This window comes from Paenibacillus shenyangensis, from assembly GCF_000346635.1.
Taxonomy (GTDB): domain Bacteria; phylum Bacillota; class Bacilli; order Paenibacillales; family Paenibacillaceae; genus Saccharibacillus; species Saccharibacillus dauci.
The window spans coordinates 32238-53367 of record NZ_AOIG01000031.1 but is presented as its reverse complement, the minus strand read 5'-3'; the positions used below and the strand labels follow the sequence as shown (position 1 = coordinate 53367).

Sequence of the window (21130 nt, the reverse complement as noted above, 5' to 3'; positions counted from 1 at the left end):
TTACAATGTTTTAGAATTTAAGACCCGCTTCACGAGCTGCATCTGCCAGGGCTTGAATCCGTCCGTGATACAAATAGCCTCCGCGGTCAAATACAACAGACTCGTGTCCTTGTTCAACTGCACGTTTTGCGATCAGCTGTCCTACTTGAGTAGCAGCTTCAACACTACCGCCGTTTTTGATGTCTTTCAGATCTTTATCCTTAGTGGATGCAGATACCAAAGTTACACCAGCCACGTCGTCGATTAGTTGAGCATAGATGTGTTTTGCAGAACGGAAAATGTTCAGACGAGGACGCTGAGCAGTACCAGTGATGTTCTTACGAACACGCAGATGTCTTTTCAGACGAGCTTTATTTTTATCAGCTTTAGTAATCATGACTGTATATTTCACTCCCTTCATTTTACCTGAGCCAGCTTCAAGCTAGCTTGCTTGGGGTAATGAGCCATTATCCCCTAGCTTATTTTTTCTTACCAGCTTTACCTTCTTTACGAAGAATACGTTCGCCTTCATACTTGATACCTTTACCTTTATAAGGTTCTGGTTCGCGTACGGAGCGGATCTTAGCTGCGTAAGCACCTACGCGCTCTTTATCGATACCGTTAACTACGATACGAGTGTTAGTAGGTACATCGAACTCGATGCCTGCTTCCGGAGTAATTTCTACCGGGTGAGAGTAACCTACGTTCAGAACGATTTTATCGCCAGATTTGCTTGCGCGGTATCCGACACCAACCAGTTCCAGAGCTTTGGAGAAACCAGTAGTTACTCCGCTCACCATGTTACTCACAACACTGCGAGTTGTTCCGTGCAGGGAACGGTGAAGTTTATTGTCAGAAGGACGCTCAATCGTGATCACGTTACCTTCAACGTTTACTTTCATGTCTTTGTGAAGCTCACGGGACAGGGTTCCTTTCGGACCTTTTACCGTAAGAGTAGTGTTATCCATAGTGATTTCTACACCACTAGGTACTTCAATTGGTTTACGACCAATACGGGACATTGCGTTGCACCTCCTTATTTTATGACGTTAATTACCAAACGTAGCAAATAACTTCGCCGCCGCTTTTGGATTGACGAGCCTCTTTATCGGTTACCACTCCGTTAGAAGTAGAGATAATCGCGATTCCGAGTCCACCCAATACGCGAGGGATTTCATTGCTCTTCGTGTAAACGCGAAGTCCTGGTTTACTGATACGTTTCAGGCCAGTAATTACACGCTCGTTATTTTGACCGTATTTCAGGAAAATACGGATAATTCCTTGTTTGTTATCCTCAACCATTTCAGCATCACGAATGAAACCTTCACGTTTCAGGATATCAGCAATTTGCTTCTTCATTTTAGAAGCTGGAACTTCTACTGTTTCGTGACGCACAGTGTTGGCGTTACGAATACGAGTAAGCATATCAGCAATTGGATCTGACATAGACATGTGTGTGAACCTCCTTCCTGTTAATCAATGGTTTACCAGCTTGCTTTTTTCACGCCAGGAATCTGGCCTTTGTATGCCAATTCACGGAAGCAAATACGGCAAATTTTAAACTTTTGCAAAACGGAATGTGGACGACCACAACGTTCGCAACGAGTGTAAGCACGCACTTTGAACTTCGGTGTACGTTGTTGTTTAACTTTCATTGAAGTTTTAGCCACTTCGCCTGACACCTCCTAAAGATTTTCGGAGAAAAAGGGGCTTATATTCGAACCCCGTACATTTCACATTATTTTACGAAAGGCATACCCAGTTGGGTCAGCAGTTCACGGGACTCTTCGTCCGTTTTAGCTGTAGTTACGATAACGATATCCATACCACGTACTTTATCAACTTTATCGTACTCGATCTCTGGGAAGATCAGCTGCTCTTTCAGACCCAGTGTGTAGTTACCACGACCGTCGAACGCTTTGGAAGATACACCGCGGAAGTCACGTACGCGAGGCAGTGTAATGTTCACCAGTTTGTCCAGGAAGTAGTACATACGATCGCCGCGCAGTGTTACTTTAACACCGATTGGCATGTTTTCACGCAATTTAAATCCAGCGATGGATTTTTTAGCACGAGTGATAACTGGTTTTTGACCAGAGATCAGTTGCAGATCGCTTACAGCAGAATCCAATACTTTGGAGTTCGATACCGCTTCGCCCACACCCATGTTGATAACGATTTTTTCAACTTTAGGGACTTGCATAACAGTCGTGTAGTTGAATTTCGTAGTCAGGGAAGGTACGATTTCGTTCAGGTACATCTCTTTCATTCTTGAAGCCATTGTGGAAGGTCCTCCTTTCCTTAACAATTAGTATTAATCGATTGTATCTCCGGAGCGCTTAGCCACACGAACTTTTTTGCCGTTATCCAGTGTTTTGTAACCAATACGGGTTACTTTTTTTCCGTCCTTAGGATCAACGTGCATTACGTTCGAAACGTGGATAGGTGCTTCTTGCTCGATGCGTCCACCTTGCGGGTTCAGCTGAGTCGGTTTTTGATGCTTGGTGATCATATTCACGCCTTCAACCAGTACGCGATTTTCACGAGGATACGCAGCGATTACGCGACCTTTTTTACCTTTGTCTTTACCGCTGATTACGATAACTGTATCATCTTTTTTCACGTGCAGTTTGTTGTTGTGAGACTCCAACACTTTTTTCACTTTCGCCATTTCTGTACACCTCCTATAACTCACTCAGGCACAGGGCCTTATATCGGTATCGTTTAGATGACTTCCGGAGCCAGGGAAACGATTTTCATGTAATCGCGATCACGCAGTTCACGAGCAACTGGTCCAAAGATACGAGTACCACGAGGGCCTTTATCGTCTTTGATTACCACTGCTGCATTTTCATCAAATGCGATGTAAGAACCGTCTTTACGACGTACAGAGCTCTTCGTACGAACAACTACTGCTTTAACTACATCACCTTTTTTGACAACGCCGCCTGGTGTTGCTTGTTTTACAGAACACACGATAGTATCGCCAATAGCAGCTGTACGACGTCCAGTACCACCCAATACGCGAATACACATCAGTTCTTTTGCGCCGGAGTTATCGGCTACAGCCAAACGTGTAAATGGTTGAATCATTTCTAGTTCCTCCTTCCAGGCAACTTATATCAAATCATCAAATGATGATTGCTTCTTCTACAACTTCCACCAGTCTCCAGTTTTTATCTTTGGACAGTGGACGAGTTTCCATGATTTTAACAACGTCACCGATTTTCGCAGTGTTGTTTTCATCATGAGCTTTGAATTTCTTAGTGTACTTAATGCGTTTGTGATACAGATCATGCTTCTTGTAAGTTTCTACAGCTACAACAATAGTTTTATCCATTTTGTCGCTGACAACTTTGCCTACCTGTACTTTACGGGCATTACGTTCGCTCATAGTGGGCCTCCTCCCTCAGCTGACGGCAATCACAAGCTCGTCAAATATTGGATTATGAAGTAATTCCGAGTTCTCTTTCACGAACTACTGTTTTAGCACGTGCAATTTGCTTACGGACTGCGCTAATACGAGTAGGGTTATCCAATTGACCGGTAGCAAGTTGAAAGCGCAGGTTAAAGAGTTCCTCTTTAAAACCAGCAATCTTTTGCTCGATTTCAGCAGTGGTAAGGTTGCGCAATTCATTAGCCTTCATTTGCTTCACCACCCAATTCTTCACGTTTCACAAACTTAGTTTTTACCGGCAATTTATGAGAAGCCAGACGCATTGCTTCACGTGCAATCTCTTCAGATACGCCAGCAAGTTCAAACATAATTTTTCCTGGTTTAACGATGGCAACCCATTTTTCTACGTTACCTTTACCGCTACCCATACGAACCTCGAGAGGCTTTTGAGTAATAGGTTTATCCGGGAAAATTTTGATCCATACTTTACCACCACGTTTGATATAACGAGTCATAGCAATACGGGCAGCTTCGATTTGACGGTTCGTGATCCATGCAGGCTCAGTAGCTTGCAGGCCGAATTCGCCGAAGTTCAGTTCAGTACCGCCTTTAGCGCGACCAGCCATTCCTGGACGGTGCTGTTTACGGTGTTTTACACGTTTAGGTACCAACATGATTAGTTGCCTCCTTCCTGAGCAGCTTGTTTCTTAGCCGTAGGAAGAACCTCGCCACGATAGATCCATACTTTTACGCCGATACGGCCGTAAGTTGTATGAGCTTCAGCTGTACCGTAATCGATATCAGCACGAAGTGTATGCAGTGGAACAGTTCCTTCGCTGTAACCTTCGGAACGGGCGATTTCAGCACCGCCAAGACGTCCGCTAACGGCTGTTTTGATTCCTTTAGCGCCAGAGCGCATAGTTCTTTGGATCGATTGTTTCAGAGCACGACGGAAAGAAACGCGACGTTCCAGTTGTTGTGCAATGCTTTCAGCAACGAGGATAGCATCCAGTTCCTGATTTTTGATTTCGGAAATGTTGATGTGAACTTTTTTACCGCCTGCGATTTTAGTCACTTCATTACGAAGTACTTCAACCTCAGAACCACCGCGTCCGATAACCATACCAGGTTTCGCAGTGTTGATTGTAACGTTCACGCGATTAGCCGCTCTCTCGATTTCGATTCGGGAGACAGCGGACTCCTTCAGTTTCGTCTTCAGGTATTCACGGATACGAACGTCTTCCAGAAGAAGATCGCCGAAGTCTTTACCAGCATACCATTTAGATTCCCAGTCACGGATAATACCTACACGCAATCCGATGGGATTTACCTTTTGGCCCACACGTTTTCCCTCCTTTTATTTTTCAGTTACCACCAAAGAAATGTGGCTGGTGCGTTTGTTGATCTTACTTGCGCGTCCCATTGCACGAGGGCGGAACCGCTTCAAAGTAGGACCTTGGTTTACGAAAGCTTCAGAAATGAACAGGTTGTTCACGTCCAGAGATTCGTTTTTCTCAGTGCTGATGAACTCAGCATTGGCGATTGCGGAGTTAAGAAGTTTCTCAACTACCGGAGATGCAGATTTTGGTGTGTGACGCAGAATTGCGATCGCCTCACCAACCTGCTTTCCGCGGATCAGGTCAACAACCAGTTGAACTTTGCGCGGAGCGATGCGTACAAACTTTGCATGTGCTTTCGCTTGCATTGCGTGACCTCCTCTCTTACTTTTACAACACTATATTAACGTCTTGTTTTTCTGTCATCGTCAGTGTGACCTTTGTACGTACGAGTTGGTGCGAACTCACCAAGCTTGTGTCCGACCATATCTTCCGTTACGTATACAGGCACATGTTTGCGTCCATCATAGACAGCGAAAGTGTGTCCGATGAATTGTGGGAAAATTGTGGAGCGACGGGACCAAGTTTTGATCACTGTTTTTTTGTTGTCAGCATCCAGAACTTCCACTTTTTTCAGCAAGTATCCATCCACGAAAGGACCTTTTTTAAGACTACGGCTCATAGGTTGAATCCTCCCTTCATCTTTTCGTCACTTCATACTTTACAAGCATTCACGCACAAATCTTACTTCGTGCGGCGGCGAATGATGTATTGATCGGAAGCTTTACCTTTTTTACGAGTTTTGTAACCCAGAGTTGGTTTACCCCAAGGTGACATTGGAGATTTACGACCGATAGGAGCTTTACCTTCACCACCACCGTGTGGGTGATCGTTAGGGTTCATAACTACGCCTCGCACTTGTGGACGTTTGCCCAACCAGCGGTTACGACCAGCTTTACCGATTTTGATCAATTCGTGATCTTCGTTACCTACAGAACCGATTGTAGCGCGGCATACTTTAAGTACGCGACGTACTTCACCGGAAGACAGGCGGATAGATACGTATTTTTCTTCTTTACCAAGCAATTGGGCTTCCGTACCAGCTGCGCGAACGAGCTGACCACCTTTACCTGGTTTCAATTCGATATTGTGGATAACTGTACCTACAGGAATGTTTTCCAGTGGCAAGGAGTTACCAATTTTGATATCGGATTCTGGACCGGAGAATACTTGATCTCCAACTTTCAGTCCTTTTGGAGCGATGATGTAGCGTTTTTCGCCATCAGCGTAATGCAGCAGCGCGATGTTAGAAGTACGGTTTGGATCGTACTCGATTGTAGCAACGCGACCTGGTATTCCATCTTTGTTACGCTTGAAGTCGATGATACGGTATTTACGCTTGTGTCCGCCGCCGTGGTGACGAACAGTAATTTTACCTTGGTTGTTACGGCCTGCTTTTTTGAAAAGCGGAGCCAGCAACGTTTTCTCCGGTTGATTCGTTGTAATCTCTTCGAATGTCGAAACACTCATATTACGACGAGCCGGGGATGTCGGTTTGTACTTTTTAATAGGCACGGGTTGTCCTCCTTACTCTACAGATTCAAAAAACTCAAGCGGTTTGCTTTCTGGAGCCAATGTTACGATTGCTTTCTTCCATTCGGAAGTATAACCACTGTAACGGCCATAACGTTTTGGTTTAGCTGGCATGCGAAGAGTGTTAACTTTAGACACTTTCACTTTGAAGATTTCTTCAATTGCCTTTTTGATTTCCGTTTTATTCGAACGAATGTCAACTTCGAAAGCATATTTCAGTTCGCTCATGTAGTCAGCAGTACGCTCAGTAATTACCGGACGCTTGATTATATCGCGTGGATCCTTCATTACGCGAACACCTCCTCTACCTTCTGAACTGCTTCCTTCGTCAGAATCAGTTTATCGTGCACAAGCACGTCTAGAACATTTACACCGTCAGCTGCAACAAATTTAACACCTGGGATGTTACGAGCAGAAAGAGCTACGTTATTGTCGTACTCGGAAGCTACGATCAATGCTTTACGGTCTACTTTCAGGTTGTTCAGGATTGCTGCAAACTCTTTAGTTTTTGGACTGTTCAGAGTCAGTGCATCCAGAACGATGATTTCATTAGCTACTACTTTGGAAGACAAAGCAGATTTGATCGCCAAACGACGAACTTTTTTAGGAAGTTTGAAAGCATAGCTACGTGGAGTTGGTCCAAATACTACGCCGCCGCCTTTCCATTGTGGAGAACGGATAGAACCTTGACGAGCACGTCCAGTTCCTTTCTGTTTCCATGGTTTGCGTCCACCACCGCGAACTTCAGAGCGTCCTTTTACTTTGTGAGTACCTTGACGAAGAGAAGCGCGTTGCATAACAACTGCATCGTGGAGCACGCTAGTATTAGGTTCGATACCGAATACGGAATCGCTCAATTCGATTTCGCCAACCTGGCTGCCATCGATACTATAAAGTGCTACTTTGGGCATTTCATGTTCCTCCTTTCTTTTTTAATTATTTTTTCACCGTTTCTTTAACTTTAACGAAGCTATTTTTAGGGCCTGGAATAGAGCCTTTAACGAGAATTACGTTACGCTCTGCATCCACGCGGATAACTTCGAGGCGTTGGATCGTTACTGTATCATGACCCATGTGACCTGGCAGACGTTTACCTTTCGGTACACGGTTCGCTTGGATAGAACCCATGGAACCTGGTCTGCGATGATAACGGGAACCGTGAGACATTGGTCCGCGGCTTTGTCCCCAACGTTTGATAACGCCGGCAAAACCTTTACCTTTGGAAATACCCGTTACGTCAACGAACTCACCTTCAGCAAACAAGTCTGCTTTGAGTTCCTGGCCAACCTCGACATTTGCGAGGTCAACACCGCGAATTTCGCGAACGTAGCGCTTAGGCACAGTGTTTGCTTTAGTAGCATGTCCTGCTTCCGGTTTGTTAGATCTGCTTGCTTTTTTATCAGCAAAACCGATTTGTACCGCTTCGTATCCGTCATTTTCCAGGTCTTTCTTCTGCAGAACCACACATGGTCCAGCTTCGATTACCGTTACAGGAATAACGTTACCTTCCGCGGTAAAGACTTGAGTCATACCAAGTTTTCTTCCTAAGATACCTTTCATGTTGACACCTCTTTTCGCTTTTGCGTATTACCACATCTATGTGGATTAAAGTTTGATTTCGATATCTACGCCAGACGGTAAGTCCAGACGCATCAGAGCATCCACAGTTTGTGGAGTTGGGTTAACAATGTCGATCAAACGCTTATGTGTGCGTTGTTCGAATTGTTCACGAGAATCTTTGTATTTATGCACCGCACGGAGAATAGTGATGATTTGTTTCTCAGTCGGAAGCGGGATCGGTCCGGATACTCCTGCGCCGGAACGTTTAGCCGTTTCAACGATTTTCTCTGCGGATTGATCAAGAATTCTGTGATCGTAAGCTTTCAAGCGAATACGAATCTTTTGCTTTGCCATTTTAGTCCCTCCTTTTATCGCCCAATTTATTATCGGACATACTCCGTGAAAATTTTCCAACTCACCGCTCATGGCAAAGGAGCCGGGTGTGTCAGTAACCTCTCACATCATCGCAACGTCTCAGCACAACATTAGTTATTATATATGATAAGCTGGTTGATGCGCAAGTCTTTTTTGAAACTTTCCATAAAAAAATAAGACCTACACCTTTTTGCAAAGGAAGCAGGCCTCATCTTAACTTTCGATTAGGATACAATGTTGCTTCGTTACAATACATTGTTGCTTATTTAAATCTTCCGGATCCCGAAGATCACGCGGAAAGATTAATTATTTGGAGATGGTAGCTACCGCACCAGCGCCAACTGTACGTCCACCTTCGCGAATCGCGAAGCGTGTACCTTCTTCAATCGCAATTGGATTGATCAGGGATACAGTAACAGTGATGTTGTCGCCAGGCATAACCATTTCAGTACCTTCTGGCAGGGAGATAACGCCAGTTACGTCAGTTGTACGGAAGTAGAACTGTGGACGGTAACCAGTGAAGAAAGGCTTGTGACGGCCACCTTCTTCTTTTGTCAGAACGTATACTTGAGCAGAAAACTCAGTATGCGGGTTAACAGAACCTGGTTTGGACAGTACTTGTCCACGCTCGATTTGTGCACGGTCTACACCACGCAGCAGGGCGCCGATGTTGTCACCAGCTTGAGCGGAATCCATCAATTTACGGAACATTTCTACGCCCGTAACAACAGATTTCTTAGTTTCTTCTTGGATACCAACGATTTCGATCTCGTCGCCGACTTTAACAGTACCACGCTCGATACGGCCAGTTGCAACTGTACCACGACCAGTGATAGAGAATACGTCCTCGACAGGCATCAGGAACGGACGGTCAGTGTCGCGTTCTGGAGTTGGAATGTAAGTATCGATTGTTTCGAACATTTCAACGATTTTCTTAGCCCAGTCGCCATCAGGGTTAGCCAGTGCTTCACGAGCAGAACCACGAGTGATTGGAGTATCGTCGCCTGGGAAATCGTATTCGCTCAGCAGATCGCGAACTTCCATTTCAACCAGTTCCAGAAGCTCTTCGTCTTCTACCATGTCGCATTTGTTCAGGAATACTACGATGTAAGGTACGCCTACTTGGCGGGACAGCAGGATGTGCTCACGAGTCTGTGGCATAGGGCCGTCAGCTGCGGATACAACCAGGATCGCTCCGTCCATTTGTGCAGCACCAGTGATCATGTTTTTAACATAGTCAGCGTGACCAGGGCAGTCAACGTGTGCATAGTGACGGTTAGGAGTTTCGTATTCTACGTGTGCAGTAGAGATAGTGATACCGCGCTCGCGCTCTTCAGGAGCTTTATCGATTTGATCGAATGCTACAGCAGCACCACCGTAAGTTTTGGACAGTACAGTTGTGATTGCAGCAGTCAGAGTTGTTTTACCATGATCGACGTGACCGATAGTACCGATGTTAACGTGCGGTTTATTACGTTCAAATTTAGCCTTTGCCATTTTAAACAGTTCCTCCTTGAAGGTAGTGTTGTTTATTTTTGTTATGGAATATGGATCAGAAAGCGGTCAAACCGCCTCCTGCCTACTCCATAAGTGAAAACATAATTCGGACTTAGCCGTTAGCTTTTGCACTAACTGCTTCAGCAATGCTCTTAGGTACTTCTTCATAATGAGAAAGTTCCATGGAGAACACGCCGCGTCCTTGTGTACCGGAACGAAGTGTTGTGGAATATCCAAACATTTCGGACAGAGGTACTTTTGCACGGATAATTTGAGTACCGCTGCGGGAATCCATACCTTCGATACGGCCGCGACGGGAGTTCAGCATACCCATTACGTCACCCATGTACTCTTCTGGTACTGTAACTTCAACTTTCATGATTGGCTCCAGCAGGACAGGTTTACACTTGTCTTTTGCGGATTTCAATGCCATCGAACCGGCAATTTTAAATGCCATCTCGTTGGAATCGACATCATGATAAGATCCGTCTACAACTGTAGCTTTTACGTCTACAACCGGGAAGCCTGCAAGAACACCGTTCTTCATTTGCTCCTCGATACCTTGAAGTGCAGGACCAACGTATTCTCTTGGTACGGAACCACCGACGATTTTGCTTTCGAATTGGTTACCAGTACCTGCTTCGAGAGGTTCGAATTCAACCCATACGTGACCGTATTGACCACGACCACCGGATTGACGTACGAATTTACCTTCGACGCGAGCTGGCTGACGGAATGTTTCACGATAAGCAACCTGTGGTTGACCTACGTTAGTTTCAACCTTAAATTCACGACGCATACGGTCGATAATGATATCAAGGTGAAGCTCACCCATACCTGCCAGGATAGTTTGTCCTGTTTCTTCATTAGTAGAAGCGCGCAGAGTTGGATCTTCTTCCGTCAATTTACCCAGAGCAGTTGCCATTTTATCTTGGTCTGCTTTGGTTTTTGGCTCAACTGCGATCTCGATAACCGGATCAGGGAAGTTCATGGACTCCAAGATAACCGGATTCTTCTCATCACACAGTGTATCACCAGTTCCTGTATCTTTCAAACCAACAGCTGCAGCGATATCACCAGCGTAAACTACGCTGATTTCTTCACGGCTGTTAGCGTGCATCTGCAGGATACGACCGATACGTTCGCGTTTGCCTTTAGTAGCATTCAGAACGTAAGAACCGGATTGCAGTACACCAGAGTATACACGGAAGAATGTCAGTTTACCAACATAAGGGTCAGTCATGATTTTGAATGCCAGTGCAGAGAATGGTTCTTCATCCGAAGAATGACGAATTTCTTCTGTACCGTCTTCGAGTTGACCGTTGATCGCCGGTACATCCAGTGGCGATGGCAGGTAATCGATAACTGCATCCAACATCGGCTGAACACCTTTGTTGCGGTAAGAGGAACCACAGATTACAGGGAAGATCTTAACATCACAAACACCTTTACGGAGAGCAGATTTGATTTCGTCAACCGTCAGCTCTTCTCCTTCAAGGTATTTCATCATCAGATCTTCGTCCAGTTCTGATACTTTCTCTACCAGTTCCATACGAAGCTCATCAACAGTATCTTTCAGATCGGCTGGGATCTCGATATCTACCGGATCTTTACCCAGATCATCTTTGTACTGGATGGCTTTCATTTCAATAATATCGATAATACCTACGAAGTCATTTTCTGCACCGATCGGCAATTGAATCGCTACTGCGTTCGCTTGCAGACGATCGCGCATGTCTTTAACTACGTTCAGGTAATCAGCACCGATAATATCCATTTTATTGACATAAGCGATACGAGGTACACCATAACGGTCTGCTTGTCTCCAAACAGTCTCGGATTGTGGCTCAACGCCCTCTTTCGCACTAAATACGCCTACGGCCCCGTCCAATACACGCAGGGAACGTTCAACTTCAACAGTGAAGTCAACGTGACCTGGAGTATCAATGATATTAACGCGGTGGCCCTTCCACTGAGCAGTCGTAGCCGCGGATGTAATCGTAATACCGCGCTCTTGTTCTTGCTCCATCCAGTCCATTGTCGCAGCGCCTTCGTGAACTTCACCGATTTTGTGCGTACGGCCTGTATAGAACAAGATACGTTCTGTAGTGGTTGTTTTACCGGCATCAATGTGTGCCATGATACCAATATTACGTGTATTTTTCAAGGAGAACTCTCTTGCCATGAATAGGTGCTCCCTTCAAAAATAGGAATTTTTGAAAATTGGCTTGAATCCTACCAGCGGTAGTGAGCAAACGCTTTGTTCGCTTCAGCCATTTTGTGTGTATCTTCACGTTTTTTCACGGATGCGCCAGTGTTATTGGATGCATCGATGATTTCTGCTGCTAAACGCTCTTCCATAGTCTTCTCGCCGCGGTTGCGGGAGTAGTTTACGAGCCAACGCAGACCAAGGGAAGTACGTCTCTCCGGCTTAACTTCGATAGGTACTTGATAGTTAGCACCACCGACACGGCGAGCTTTAACTTCGAGAACCGGCATGATGTTTTTGATTGCCGCCTCGAATACTTCCATAGGATCATTTCCTGTACGTTCTTGGATCAGGTTGAACGCGTTATAAAGAATGCTTTGAGCAACTCCACGTTTTCCGTCGATCATGATGCGGTTGATCAGGCGAGTAACAAGCTTGCTGTTATAAACCGGATCAGGCAACACGTCTCTTTTGGTAACTGGACCTTTTCTTGGCATGTTTATCCCCCTTTCTTAAATGTGCAGTGCAGATTTCTGCACTATCGAATTACTTTTTCTCTTTAGGACGTTTTGTACCATATTTGGAACGACCTTGCATACGGTTGTTAACGCCTGCTGTATCCAGCGCGCCACGAACGATATGATAACGAACCCCTGGTAAGTCTTTAACCCGGCCACCGCGTACGAGTACTACGCTGTGCTCTTGAAGGTTATGACCGATACCCGGAATGTAAGCAGTAACCTCGATACGGTTAGTTAAACGTACACGAGCATACTTACGAAGCGCGGAGTTAGGTTTTTTCGGAGTCATCGTACCTACACGAGTACATACACCACGTTTTTGTGGAGCACTCAGGTTTGTCTCTTGACGCTTCAGAGCGTTAAACCCTTTTTGCAGTGCAGGAGATTTCGATTTCTCGATTTTCGCTTGACGTCCTTTACGGACCAATTGATTGATAGTTGGCATTGTATTGCCACCCCCTTCCCATATTTTCAGTTCTTTTGTAAACCGATTGTTAAGCCCACAGACCCAGGCGGTTCATAAAAGAACAAATGAAAAGTTTTTGCCTGCCGTTCTGACTAGCAAAAACGTTCCTTATTGCATTATTTAAGGACAACAGCCATCGCACTTCCCACTTCGATTCCACATGCTTTGCCCAGTTCCTTCATCGTATCTACATAAGTGATTCTGACAGAGTGCTTGGAACACAATTGCACGATCTTTGAAATGAGATGCTGCTCTGCATCCTGCGCAACATAGACTTCATCAGCTTGCCCCGTTTCGACCATTCGCATTGTCTGCTTGGTGCCGATCTTAATACGGGCATCCTGTAATCCTTTATCATTAGTCATCTTAACGATTCCCTCCAAAAGATCAGGGATCAGCGCTCTATTCACGCACCTTTGCTATATTAGCATTACCATACGGTTAGTGTCAATAGATAAGTTGAATGTTCTATAAAGAATTGTGGGGATAATTATATGGATAAAGCAGTGGTTTCACCGGGAAAGATAGCTTCCCGGCGTAAACCCTACTGTATATCATATCAATTCACTGCTCTCACAGTCAATCGTTTACTGATATTTGCAACTATTCTACGGTTACAGTTTCCAGATTCTCTTCGTTTCCTTCTACTGTTTCCGGTTCTTCGAACTGAACACTGCGGTAACGGTTCATACCCGTACCTGCAGGGATCAGCTTACCGATAATAACGTTCTCTTTCAGACCCAGCAATTTGTCGACTTTACCTTTGATTGCAGCATCGGTCAGGACACGAGTAGTCTCCTGGAAGGATGCAGCAGACAGGAAGGAATCTGTCTCCAGGGATGCTTTGGTAATACCGAGCAATACCGGTTTGGCAACAGCTGGCTCACGGTCTCCCATAATGGCCACTTTGTTGGCATCTTCATATTCATAGATATCCACAAATGAGCCTGGCAGCAGCGTAGTTTCGCCGTTATCCACAATACGGATTTTGCGCAGCATCTGTCTGATCATAACTTCAACGTGCTTATCGTTAATTTCTACACCCTGGTTACGGTATACGCGCTGTACTTCCTGCAGGATGTAGTTCTGAACGCCGCGGATACCTTTGATACGCAGCATTTCTTTTGGATCGATGGAACCGTCTGTCAGCTCGTCCCCTGCTTCGATTTCCATGCCTTCTCTTACACGCAGGCGGGAACCGTAGGTAACGGAGTAGACTTTGGTTTCTGCTTCACCTTCGACTTCGATTTCACGACGGTCTTTGGCTTCGCGGATCTCTTTAACCACGCCATCGATTTCACTGATTGTCGCCTGACCTTTAGGGTTACGGGCTTCAAACAGCTCCTGGATACGCGGCAAACCTTGAGTGATATCATCTCCGGCTACACCACCGGTATGGAACGTACGCATTGTCAACTGAGTTCCTGGTTCACCGATGGACTGTGCTGCGATAATACCAACCGCTTCACCGATCTCAACGTGTTTACCAGTTGCCAGGTTACGACCGTAACATTTCTTACATACCCCGTGTCTTGTACGACAGCTCAGTACAGAACGGATCTGTACTTTATTGACGCCAGCAGCCACGATAGCTTCAGCCTTGTCAGAATCAATCAGTTCATTGCGGCTAGCAAGAATCTCGCCTGTCTCCGGATGACGAACAGTCTCGAAGCAATAGCGTCCTTCCAGACGGTCATACAGATCTTCGATAACTTCTTTACCATCCTGGATACGACTAACGATAAATCCTTTGTCTGTTCCGCAATCATCTTCACGTACGATTACGTCCTGGGCTACGTCAACGAGACGACGAGTCAGATAACCGGAGTCAGCAGTACGAAGTGCTGTATCCGCCAGACCTTTACGCGCTCCGTGAGTAGACAGGAAGTACTCGAGGACTGTCAGACCTTCACGGAAGTTCGATTTGATTGGGAGCTCGATAATACGACCGGATGGGTTGGCCATCAGACCACGCATACCACCCAGCTGAGTAATCTGGGATTTGTTACCCCGCGCCTTGGAATCAACCATCAGCATGATGGAGTTATAACGATCCATCGATTTCATCAGGATGTCTGTCAGCTCGTCCTTCGTACGGGACCAGATTTCGATAACACGATCATAACGCTCTTCGTTCGTGATCAGACCACGACGATACTGGTTCGTGATAACTGCAACTTTTTTATCGGATTCAGCCAGCAATGCTGTTTTCTCCGGTGGAACAACAACGTCTGCCACACCAACGGTAATACCCGCACGAGTGGAATACGTGAAGCCCAGCTGCTTGATTTTATCCAGAATCACGGAAGTCAGTGTTGTATGGTAGACTTCGAAACAGCGTGCAATGATTGTACCGAGATATTCTTTGCCGATCGCGCCAGTTTGCGGAACTGCCTTCATGAATTCCAGTACGTTTGTACCTTTTTCATAGATGAAGTAGTGATCCGGGATACCCTGATACAGGTTGGCACGAGTCGGTTCATTGATATAAGGGAAAGACTCAGGGAAGATCTCGTTAAAGATAATCCGTCCGACAGTTGTGATCAACATACCGGATTGTTGTTTTTCCGTAAAGCTGGTTTTACCCAATGCTTTGGCAGGGATCGCTACACGTGCATGCAGGGACGCTGTTCCACGTTGATAAGCGGATACGGCTTCATTGACTGTACGCAGGATCATGCCGGCACCTTTGGCTTCCATATTATCCATAGTCAGATAATAAGAGCCAAGGACCATATCCTGGGAAGGTGTAACAACCGGCTTGCCGTCTTTAGGGTTCAAGATGTTACCGGATGCCAGCATCAGCAGGCGGGCTTCCGCTTGTGCTTCAGCAGACAATGGTACGTGAACCGCCATTTGGTCACCGTCAAAGTCAGCGTTATACGCTGTACATACGAGCGGGTGAAGACGGATTGCACGGCCTTCAACCAGAATAGGTTCGAATGCCTGGATACCGAGTCTATGCAGCGTCGGTGCGCGGTTCAGAAGAACTGGGTGTTCTTTGATTACTTCTTCCAGTACATCCCATACTTCTGGACTTACGCGTTCAACTTTGCGTTTTGCACTCTTAATGTTATGAGCCAGGCCTTTATTAACCAGCTCTTTCATTACGAATGGTTTGAACAGTTCCAGTGCCATTTCTTTTGGAAGACCACACTGGTACATTTTCAGGTAAGGACCTACGACGATAACGGAACGACCAGAATAATCGACACGTTTACCGAGCAAGTTCTGACGGAAACGACCCTGTTTACCTTTCAGCATATGGCTGAGGGATTTCAGAGGACGGTTACCCGGACCTGTTACCGGACGTCCGCGACGGCCGTTATCGATCAAGGCATCTACTGCTTCTTGCAGCATACGTTTCTCGTTCTGTACGATAATGTCAGGAGCACCCAGATCCAGCAGGCGCTTCAGACGGTTGTTCCGGTTAATTACACGACGATACAGGTCATTCAGGTCAGATGTCGCAAAACGTCCACCATCCAGCTGAACCATCGGGCGAATTTCCGGCGGGATTACCGGCAGAACATCCATGATCATCCAATCCGGAGAGTTGCCGGAATTACGGAAAGCTTCGATAACTTCAAGACGTTTGATCGCACGGTTACGACGTTGGCCTTGAGCGGTACGCAGCTCTTCACGCAGGAATTCCAGTTCTTTGTCCAGATCAAGGTCTTGAAGCAGTCGCTTGATCGCTTCTGCACCCATACCTGCATGGAATCCGTAGCCATACTTTTCACGGTAGCTGCGGTATTCTTTTTCAGAGAGAAGCTGTTTCTTCTCCAGTGGTGTCTCGCCTGGATCAGTAACAACATAAGATGCGAAGTAAATAACTTCTTCCAGGGATCTTGGAGACATATCGAGTGCAAGACCCATACGGCTCGGAATACCTTTGAAATACCAAATGTGGGATACAGGAGCTGCCAGCTCAATATGTCCCATACGTTCACGACGTACTTTGGCACGTGTTACTTCAACGCCACAACGGTCACAGACTACACCTTTGTAACGTACGCGCTTATATTTACCGCAATGACATTCCCAGTCTTTGGTTGGTCCGAAAATACGTTCACAGAACAGACCGTCTTTCTCTGGTTTAAGCGTACGGTAGTTGATTGTCTCCGGTTTTTTAACTTCTCCGCGGGACCAAGAACGAATTTTGTCTGGGGAAGCAAGCCCAATTTTCATAAATTCGAAATTGTTAACGTCTATCAAGAGACACCCCTCCTAAGGCCAAATCCTATTTATTGTAAAGCTCTGTATTCCGCACAAATCCCAACGCACCGTCTGATGAATGAGGATAGACCGGAAATGCTCCGGTCTACCTTCATCAGACAATGTTGGGAATCATGAATAAGTGATATTAATCTACGCCGACTTCTGAACCTTCAAGGTTGAGGCTCAGTTTATCATTGGTGTTCTCTTCCTCGTCATCCAGCTCTCTCATCTCAATTTCATTTTCATCTTCATTGAGAATCTTAACGTCCATACCCAAGCTTTGCAGCTCCTTGATCAATACTTTGAAAGATTCAGGAACGCCCGGTTCAGGAACGTTTTCGCCTTTCACGATGGATTCGTACGTTTTCACACGACCAACGACATCATCGGATTTGACAGTAAGGATCTCTTGCAGAGTATAAGCAGCGCCATAAGCTTCCAGCGCCCATACTTCCATCTCCCCGAAACGCTGACCACCGAACTGAGCTTTACCACCCAGCGGCTGTTGTGTAACGAGAGAGTAAGGACCTGTGGAACGAGCATGGATTTTATCATCAACCATGTGCGCCAGTTTGATCATGTGCATAACGCCGACTGTAACTTCACGCTCGAACTCGTCACCGGTTCTTCCATCGTAAAGGATAGTCTTACCATTACGCTGCATGCCAGCTTCTTCCATCGTATCGAATACATCATACTCATTCGCTCCGTCAAAGACCGGTGTAGCGACGTGAATACCAAGTTTCATCGCTGCCATACCGATATGGACTTCGAGAATCTGACCGATGTTCATACGGGAAGGTACGCCCAGTGGATTCAGTACTACCTGTACCGGTGTACCATCTGGCATAAACGGCATATCTTCTTCCGGCAGAATACGTGCAACGACACCTTTGTTACCGTGACGTCCCGCCATTTTATCGCCTTCGGAGATTTTACGTTTTTGCGCGATGTATACACGTACCAGATGATTTACACCTGGTGGCAACTCGTCGCCGTTTTCTCTGGTGAACACTTTAACGTCTACGACAATACCATCTGTACCGTGTGGTACGCGAAGGCTGGTGTCGCGAACTTCTCGTGCTTTTTCACCAAAGATCGCATGCAGCAGGCGTTCTTCTGCTGTCAGTTCGGTTACACCCTTAGGTGTTACTTTACCAACGAGAATATCGCCGGCAGCAATCTCGGCACCGATGCGGATGATACCGCGCTCGTCGAGATTTTTCAGTGCATCTTCACCCACGTTAGGAATATCGCGTGTGATTTCTTCCGGACCGAGCTTCGTATCACGAGCTTCGGATTCATATTCTTCAATATGGATGGAAGTGTACACATCTTCTTTTACGAGTTTCTCGCTCAACAGGATCGCATCCTCGTAGTTATAACCTTCCCAGGTCATAAATGCTACGACTACGTTACGTCCCAGAGCGATCTCGCCCATCTCTGTGGATGGACCATCTGCCAGGATATCGCCTTTCTTCACAACGTCGCCCGTTTTAACGATTGGACGCTGGTTGATGGCAGTACCTTGGTTAGATCTCATGAATTTGTGTAATTTATACTTAATGAGATCACCTTTAACTTCTTTGCCGTCTACAGTCTCAATACGGCGCAGTGTAATCTCGCTAGCAGTAGAACGTTCGATGATACCGTCGTGTTTGGTTACGATACATACGCCGGAATCCTTGGCTGCTTTGTGTTCCATACCTGTACCGACAAGTGGTGCCTTAGGAATAAGCAAAGGTACCGCCTGACGCTGCATGTTGGAACCCATCAGAGCACGGTTGGAGTCATCGTTTTCCAGGAACGGAATCAATGCTGTCGCAACAGATACAACCTGTTTTGGAGATACGTCCATATAGTCAACACGTTCTCTTGGCATAGGAAGAATGTTATCGGCCTGTTTGTTGTAACGGCTGATTACCATTTCTTCTGCAAAAGTACCGTCTTCGTTCAGGACCGCATTCGCCTGAGCTACTACATAGTTGTCTTCCTCATCCGCAGTCAGGTAATCAATTTGATCAGTTACCCGATTGGTGTTCGGATCTACACGACGGTATGGTGCTTCGATGAAGCCATACTCATTGATACGTGCGAACGTGGACAGGGAGTTGATCAGACCGATGTTCGGTCCCTCTGGAGTCTCGATAGGACACATACGACCGTAGTGACTCGGATGTACGTCACGGACTTCAAAGCCTGCGCGTTCACGTGTCAGACCACCGGGTCCGAGGGCAGACAGACGACGTTTGTGCGTCAGTTCACCGAGCGGGTTGGTCTGATCCATAAACTGGGACAGCTGGGAGCTACCAAAGAACTCCTTGATGGATGCAATCACAGGACGTATGTTGATCAGTGCCTGTGGTGTAATCACGTTAGCGTCCTGAATGGACATTCTCTCGCGTACTACACGCTCCATACGGGACAGACCAATACGGAATTGGTTCTGCAGCAGTTCGCCTACGGAACGCAGACGACGGTTACCCAGATGGTCAATATCATCGGTATCGCCAATACCCTGAAGCAGGTTCAGGAAGTAACTGATCGATGCGATAATATCAGCCGGTGTAATATTCTTCACAGATTTATCAATGGTGCCGTTGGCAATCACTGATACGACTTTGCCATCTTCCAGCGGAGAGAAGACATTAATCGTCTGCATTGGAATATCATTGGCATCCAGTACGCCACCAGCTACATGATAAGTTTTGAAGTTCAGATCTCCTTCAAGGTAAGGCATGATCTCGTCAAGGAGACGACGATCTACTACCTGTCCGGCTTCTGCTACAATCTCACCTGTATTGGTATCAATCAGCGTCTCAGCCAGACGTTGGTTGAAGAGACGGTTTTTGATATGAAGCTTTTTGTTGATTTTGTAACGACCTACATTTGCAAGATCATAGCGTTTTGGATCGAAGAAACGCGCTACAAGCAAGCTTTTGGCGTTATCAAGTGTTGGTGGCTCGCCCGGACGAAGACGCTCGTAAATCTCGATCAGCGCTTTCTCGGTAGAGTCAGTGTTATCTTTATCTAATGTATTACGGATATATTCGTCGTTGCCAAGCAGGTCCAGAATTTCAGCGTCGCTGCCGAATCCAAGTGCACGCAGCAGTACGGTTACCGGGATCTTACGAGTGCGATCGATACGTACATAGACGATATCTTTTGCATCCATCTCCAGTTCCAACCATGCGCCACGGTTAGGAATAACGGTAGCAGTATATGATGTTTTACCATTTTTATCGACTTTAGTGCTGAAATAGACGCTGGGAGAGCGAACCAACTGGCTGACAATAACCCGTTCTGCACCGTTAATGATAAAGGTGCCGGTTTCCGTCATCAGCGGGAAATCACCCATGAATACTTCCTGCTCTTTGACTTCACCCGTTTCCTTGTTGATGAGACGGACTTTTACCCGCAGCGGAGCTGAATACGTAACGTCACGCTCTTTTGCATCGTCTACTGTGTATTTCGGCTCACCAAGGCTGTAGTCGATGAACTCGAGCACCAGATTGCCTGTAAAATCTTGAATTGGCGAGATATCCTGGAACATTTCACGCAATCCTTCATCCAAAAACCACTGATAAGATTTCTGTTGGATTTCGATCAGGTTAGGTACTTCAAGAACTTCGTTAATTCGTGCATAACTTCGCCGAGTGCGTCGACCATATTGAACAAGATGTCCTGCCAACTTATACTCACCCCTTAATGTCTACTCACTTAAAAATTTCATTGCGAACTGCTGTTTGGATCACGTATAATAGGTCCATACATAGAAGCGCACACCCACAAATAGAGAAAAGCTCTTATCGAATCTTCTCGAAAAAAGAGCACCATCAGCTATCAACGGATGTGACCCAGCAGCTCAGACGTATATTTCAGTTGAAATTAACTGAAATACCGATTATTATACGTTTAAGGACAAGATTAAACACCCTTATGGTACATAATTTTCGTAATTCTACAGAAAACTAA

Annotated in this window: 25 protein-coding genes; all 25 read right to left on the bottom strand. The window is 46.0% G+C overall.

Annotated features, from left to right (window positions below; genetic code table 11):
• Nucleotides 1-10: 10 nt before the first annotated feature.
• On the bottom strand, nt 11-376 hold the full coding sequence (rplR, locus tag H065_RS0122590) for a 50S ribosomal protein L18 (RefSeq protein WP_017815377.1): 366 nt from the start codon (nt 374-376) through the stop codon (nt 11-13).
• An 82-nt stretch (nt 377-458) separates the two neighbouring features.
• Entirely contained in the window at nt 459-1001 is a 543-nt protein-coding gene (gene rplF, locus H065_RS0122585) for a 50S ribosomal protein L6 (protein ID WP_017815376.1), read from the bottom strand.
• 31 nt (nt 1002-1032) lie between these two features.
• A complete protein-coding gene (rpsH, locus tag H065_RS0122580; protein WP_017815375.1) occupies nt 1033-1431 on the bottom strand; it encodes a 30S ribosomal protein S8 in 399 nt (132 codons plus the stop codon).
• A 32-nt stretch (nt 1432-1463) separates the two neighbouring features.
• Entirely contained in the window at nt 1464-1649 is a 186-nt protein-coding gene (locus H065_RS27525; RefSeq protein WP_013312154.1) for a type Z 30S ribosomal protein S14, read from the bottom strand.
• Nucleotides 1650-1717: 68 nt separating this feature from the next.
• The gene (gene rplE / locus H065_RS0122575) at nt 1718-2260 is read right to left on the bottom strand and encodes a 50S ribosomal protein L5 (protein ID WP_017815374.1); all 543 of its coding nucleotides are present in this window, start codon (nt 2258-2260) and stop codon (nt 1718-1720) included.
• Between the two features lie 33 nt (nt 2261-2293).
• Nucleotides 2294-2650, bottom strand: coding sequence for a 50S ribosomal protein L24 (gene rplX, locus H065_RS0122570; protein ID WP_017815373.1), 357 nt, complete (start codon nt 2648-2650; stop codon nt 2294-2296).
• A gap of 53 nt (nt 2651-2703) precedes the next feature.
• Nucleotides 2704-3072 carry a 50S ribosomal protein L14 gene (rplN, locus tag H065_RS0122565; RefSeq protein WP_017815372.1) on the bottom strand — a complete coding sequence of 123 codons (369 nt, stop codon included), beginning with the start codon at nt 3070-3072 and terminating at the stop codon, nt 2704-2706.
• A gap of 37 nt (nt 3073-3109) precedes the next feature.
• Nucleotides 3110-3373 (bottom strand): 30S ribosomal protein S17, encoded by a 264-nt coding sequence (gene rpsQ, locus H065_RS0122560; protein ID WP_017815371.1) that lies wholly within the window; start codon nt 3371-3373, stop codon nt 3110-3112.
• A 52-nt stretch (nt 3374-3425) separates the two neighbouring features.
• Nucleotides 3426-3626, bottom strand: coding sequence for a 50S ribosomal protein L29 (gene rpmC, locus H065_RS0122555; protein ID WP_017815370.1), 201 nt, complete (start codon nt 3624-3626; stop codon nt 3426-3428).
• Complete coding sequence (rplP, locus tag H065_RS0122550; RefSeq protein ID WP_017815369.1) at nt 3616-4050, bottom strand: 50S ribosomal protein L16; 435 nt, start codon at nt 4048-4050, stop codon at nt 3616-3618. The genes rpmC and rplP overlap by 11 nt, the downstream gene beginning before the upstream one ends.
• Nucleotides 4051-4052: 2 nt before the next feature.
• On the bottom strand, nt 4053-4718 hold the full coding sequence (rpsC, locus tag H065_RS0122545; protein ID WP_017815368.1) for a 30S ribosomal protein S3: 666 nt from the start codon (nt 4716-4718) through the stop codon (nt 4053-4055).
• 15 nt (nt 4719-4733) lie between these two features.
• A complete protein-coding gene (gene rplV / locus H065_RS0122540; RefSeq protein ID WP_017815367.1) occupies nt 4734-5081 on the bottom strand; it encodes a 50S ribosomal protein L22 in 348 nt (115 codons plus the stop codon).
• Between the two features lie 35 nt (nt 5082-5116).
• Nucleotides 5117-5395 carry a 30S ribosomal protein S19 gene (gene rpsS, locus H065_RS0122535; protein WP_017815366.1) on the bottom strand — a complete coding sequence of 93 codons (279 nt, stop codon included), beginning with the start codon at nt 5393-5395 and terminating at the stop codon, nt 5117-5119.
• Nucleotides 5396-5457: 62 nt separating this feature from the next.
• On the bottom strand, nt 5458-6288 hold the full coding sequence (rplB, locus tag H065_RS0122530; protein ID WP_017815365.1) for a 50S ribosomal protein L2: 831 nt from the start codon (nt 6286-6288) through the stop codon (nt 5458-5460).
• Between the two features lie 12 nt (nt 6289-6300).
• On the bottom strand, nt 6301-6594 hold the full coding sequence (gene rplW, locus H065_RS0122525) for a 50S ribosomal protein L23 (protein WP_017815364.1): 294 nt from the start codon (nt 6592-6594) through the stop codon (nt 6301-6303).
• A complete protein-coding gene (gene rplD / locus H065_RS0122520) occupies nt 6594-7217 on the bottom strand; it encodes a 50S ribosomal protein L4 (protein ID WP_017815363.1) in 624 nt (207 codons plus the stop codon). The genes rplW and rplD overlap by 1 nt, the downstream gene beginning before the upstream one ends.
• Nucleotides 7218-7242: 25 nt before the next feature.
• On the bottom strand, nt 7243-7866 hold the full coding sequence (gene rplC, locus H065_RS0122515) for a 50S ribosomal protein L3 (RefSeq protein ID WP_017815362.1): 624 nt from the start codon (nt 7864-7866) through the stop codon (nt 7243-7245).
• A 45-nt stretch (nt 7867-7911) separates the two neighbouring features.
• A complete protein-coding gene (gene rpsJ / locus H065_RS0122510) occupies nt 7912-8220 on the bottom strand; it encodes a 30S ribosomal protein S10 (protein ID WP_017692074.1) in 309 nt (102 codons plus the stop codon).
• A 327-nt stretch (nt 8221-8547) separates the two neighbouring features.
• Nucleotides 8548-9738: an elongation factor Tu gene (gene tuf / locus H065_RS0122505; RefSeq protein ID WP_017815361.1), complete on the bottom strand. Its 1191-nt coding sequence runs from the start codon at nt 9736-9738 to the stop codon at nt 8548-8550.
• 112 nt (nt 9739-9850) lie between these two features.
• Nucleotides 9851-11923, bottom strand: coding sequence for an elongation factor G (fusA, locus tag H065_RS0122500; RefSeq protein WP_017815360.1), 2073 nt, complete (start codon nt 11921-11923; stop codon nt 9851-9853).
• A gap of 50 nt (nt 11924-11973) precedes the next feature.
• Nucleotides 11974-12444: a 30S ribosomal protein S7 gene (gene rpsG, locus H065_RS0122495; protein WP_017815359.1), complete on the bottom strand. Its 471-nt coding sequence runs from the start codon at nt 12442-12444 to the stop codon at nt 11974-11976.
• A 49-nt stretch (nt 12445-12493) separates the two neighbouring features.
• Complete coding sequence (gene rpsL / locus H065_RS0122490) at nt 12494-12913, bottom strand: 30S ribosomal protein S12 (protein ID WP_017815358.1); 420 nt, start codon at nt 12911-12913, stop codon at nt 12494-12496.
• 137 nt (nt 12914-13050) lie between these two features.
• Entirely contained in the window at nt 13051-13299 is a 249-nt protein-coding gene (locus H065_RS0122485) for a ribosomal L7Ae/L30e/S12e/Gadd45 family protein (protein WP_017815357.1), read from the bottom strand.
• Nucleotides 13300-13537: 238 nt separating this feature from the next.
• Entirely contained in the window at nt 13538-17152 is a 3615-nt protein-coding gene (gene rpoC / locus H065_RS0122480; RefSeq protein WP_017815356.1) for a DNA-directed RNA polymerase subunit beta', read from the bottom strand.
• A 148-nt stretch (nt 17153-17300) separates the two neighbouring features.
• Complete coding sequence (rpoB, locus tag H065_RS0122475) at nt 17301-20846, bottom strand: DNA-directed RNA polymerase subunit beta (RefSeq protein ID WP_017815355.1); 3546 nt, start codon at nt 20844-20846, stop codon at nt 17301-17303.
• Between the last annotated feature and the right edge of the window lie 284 nt (nt 20847-21130).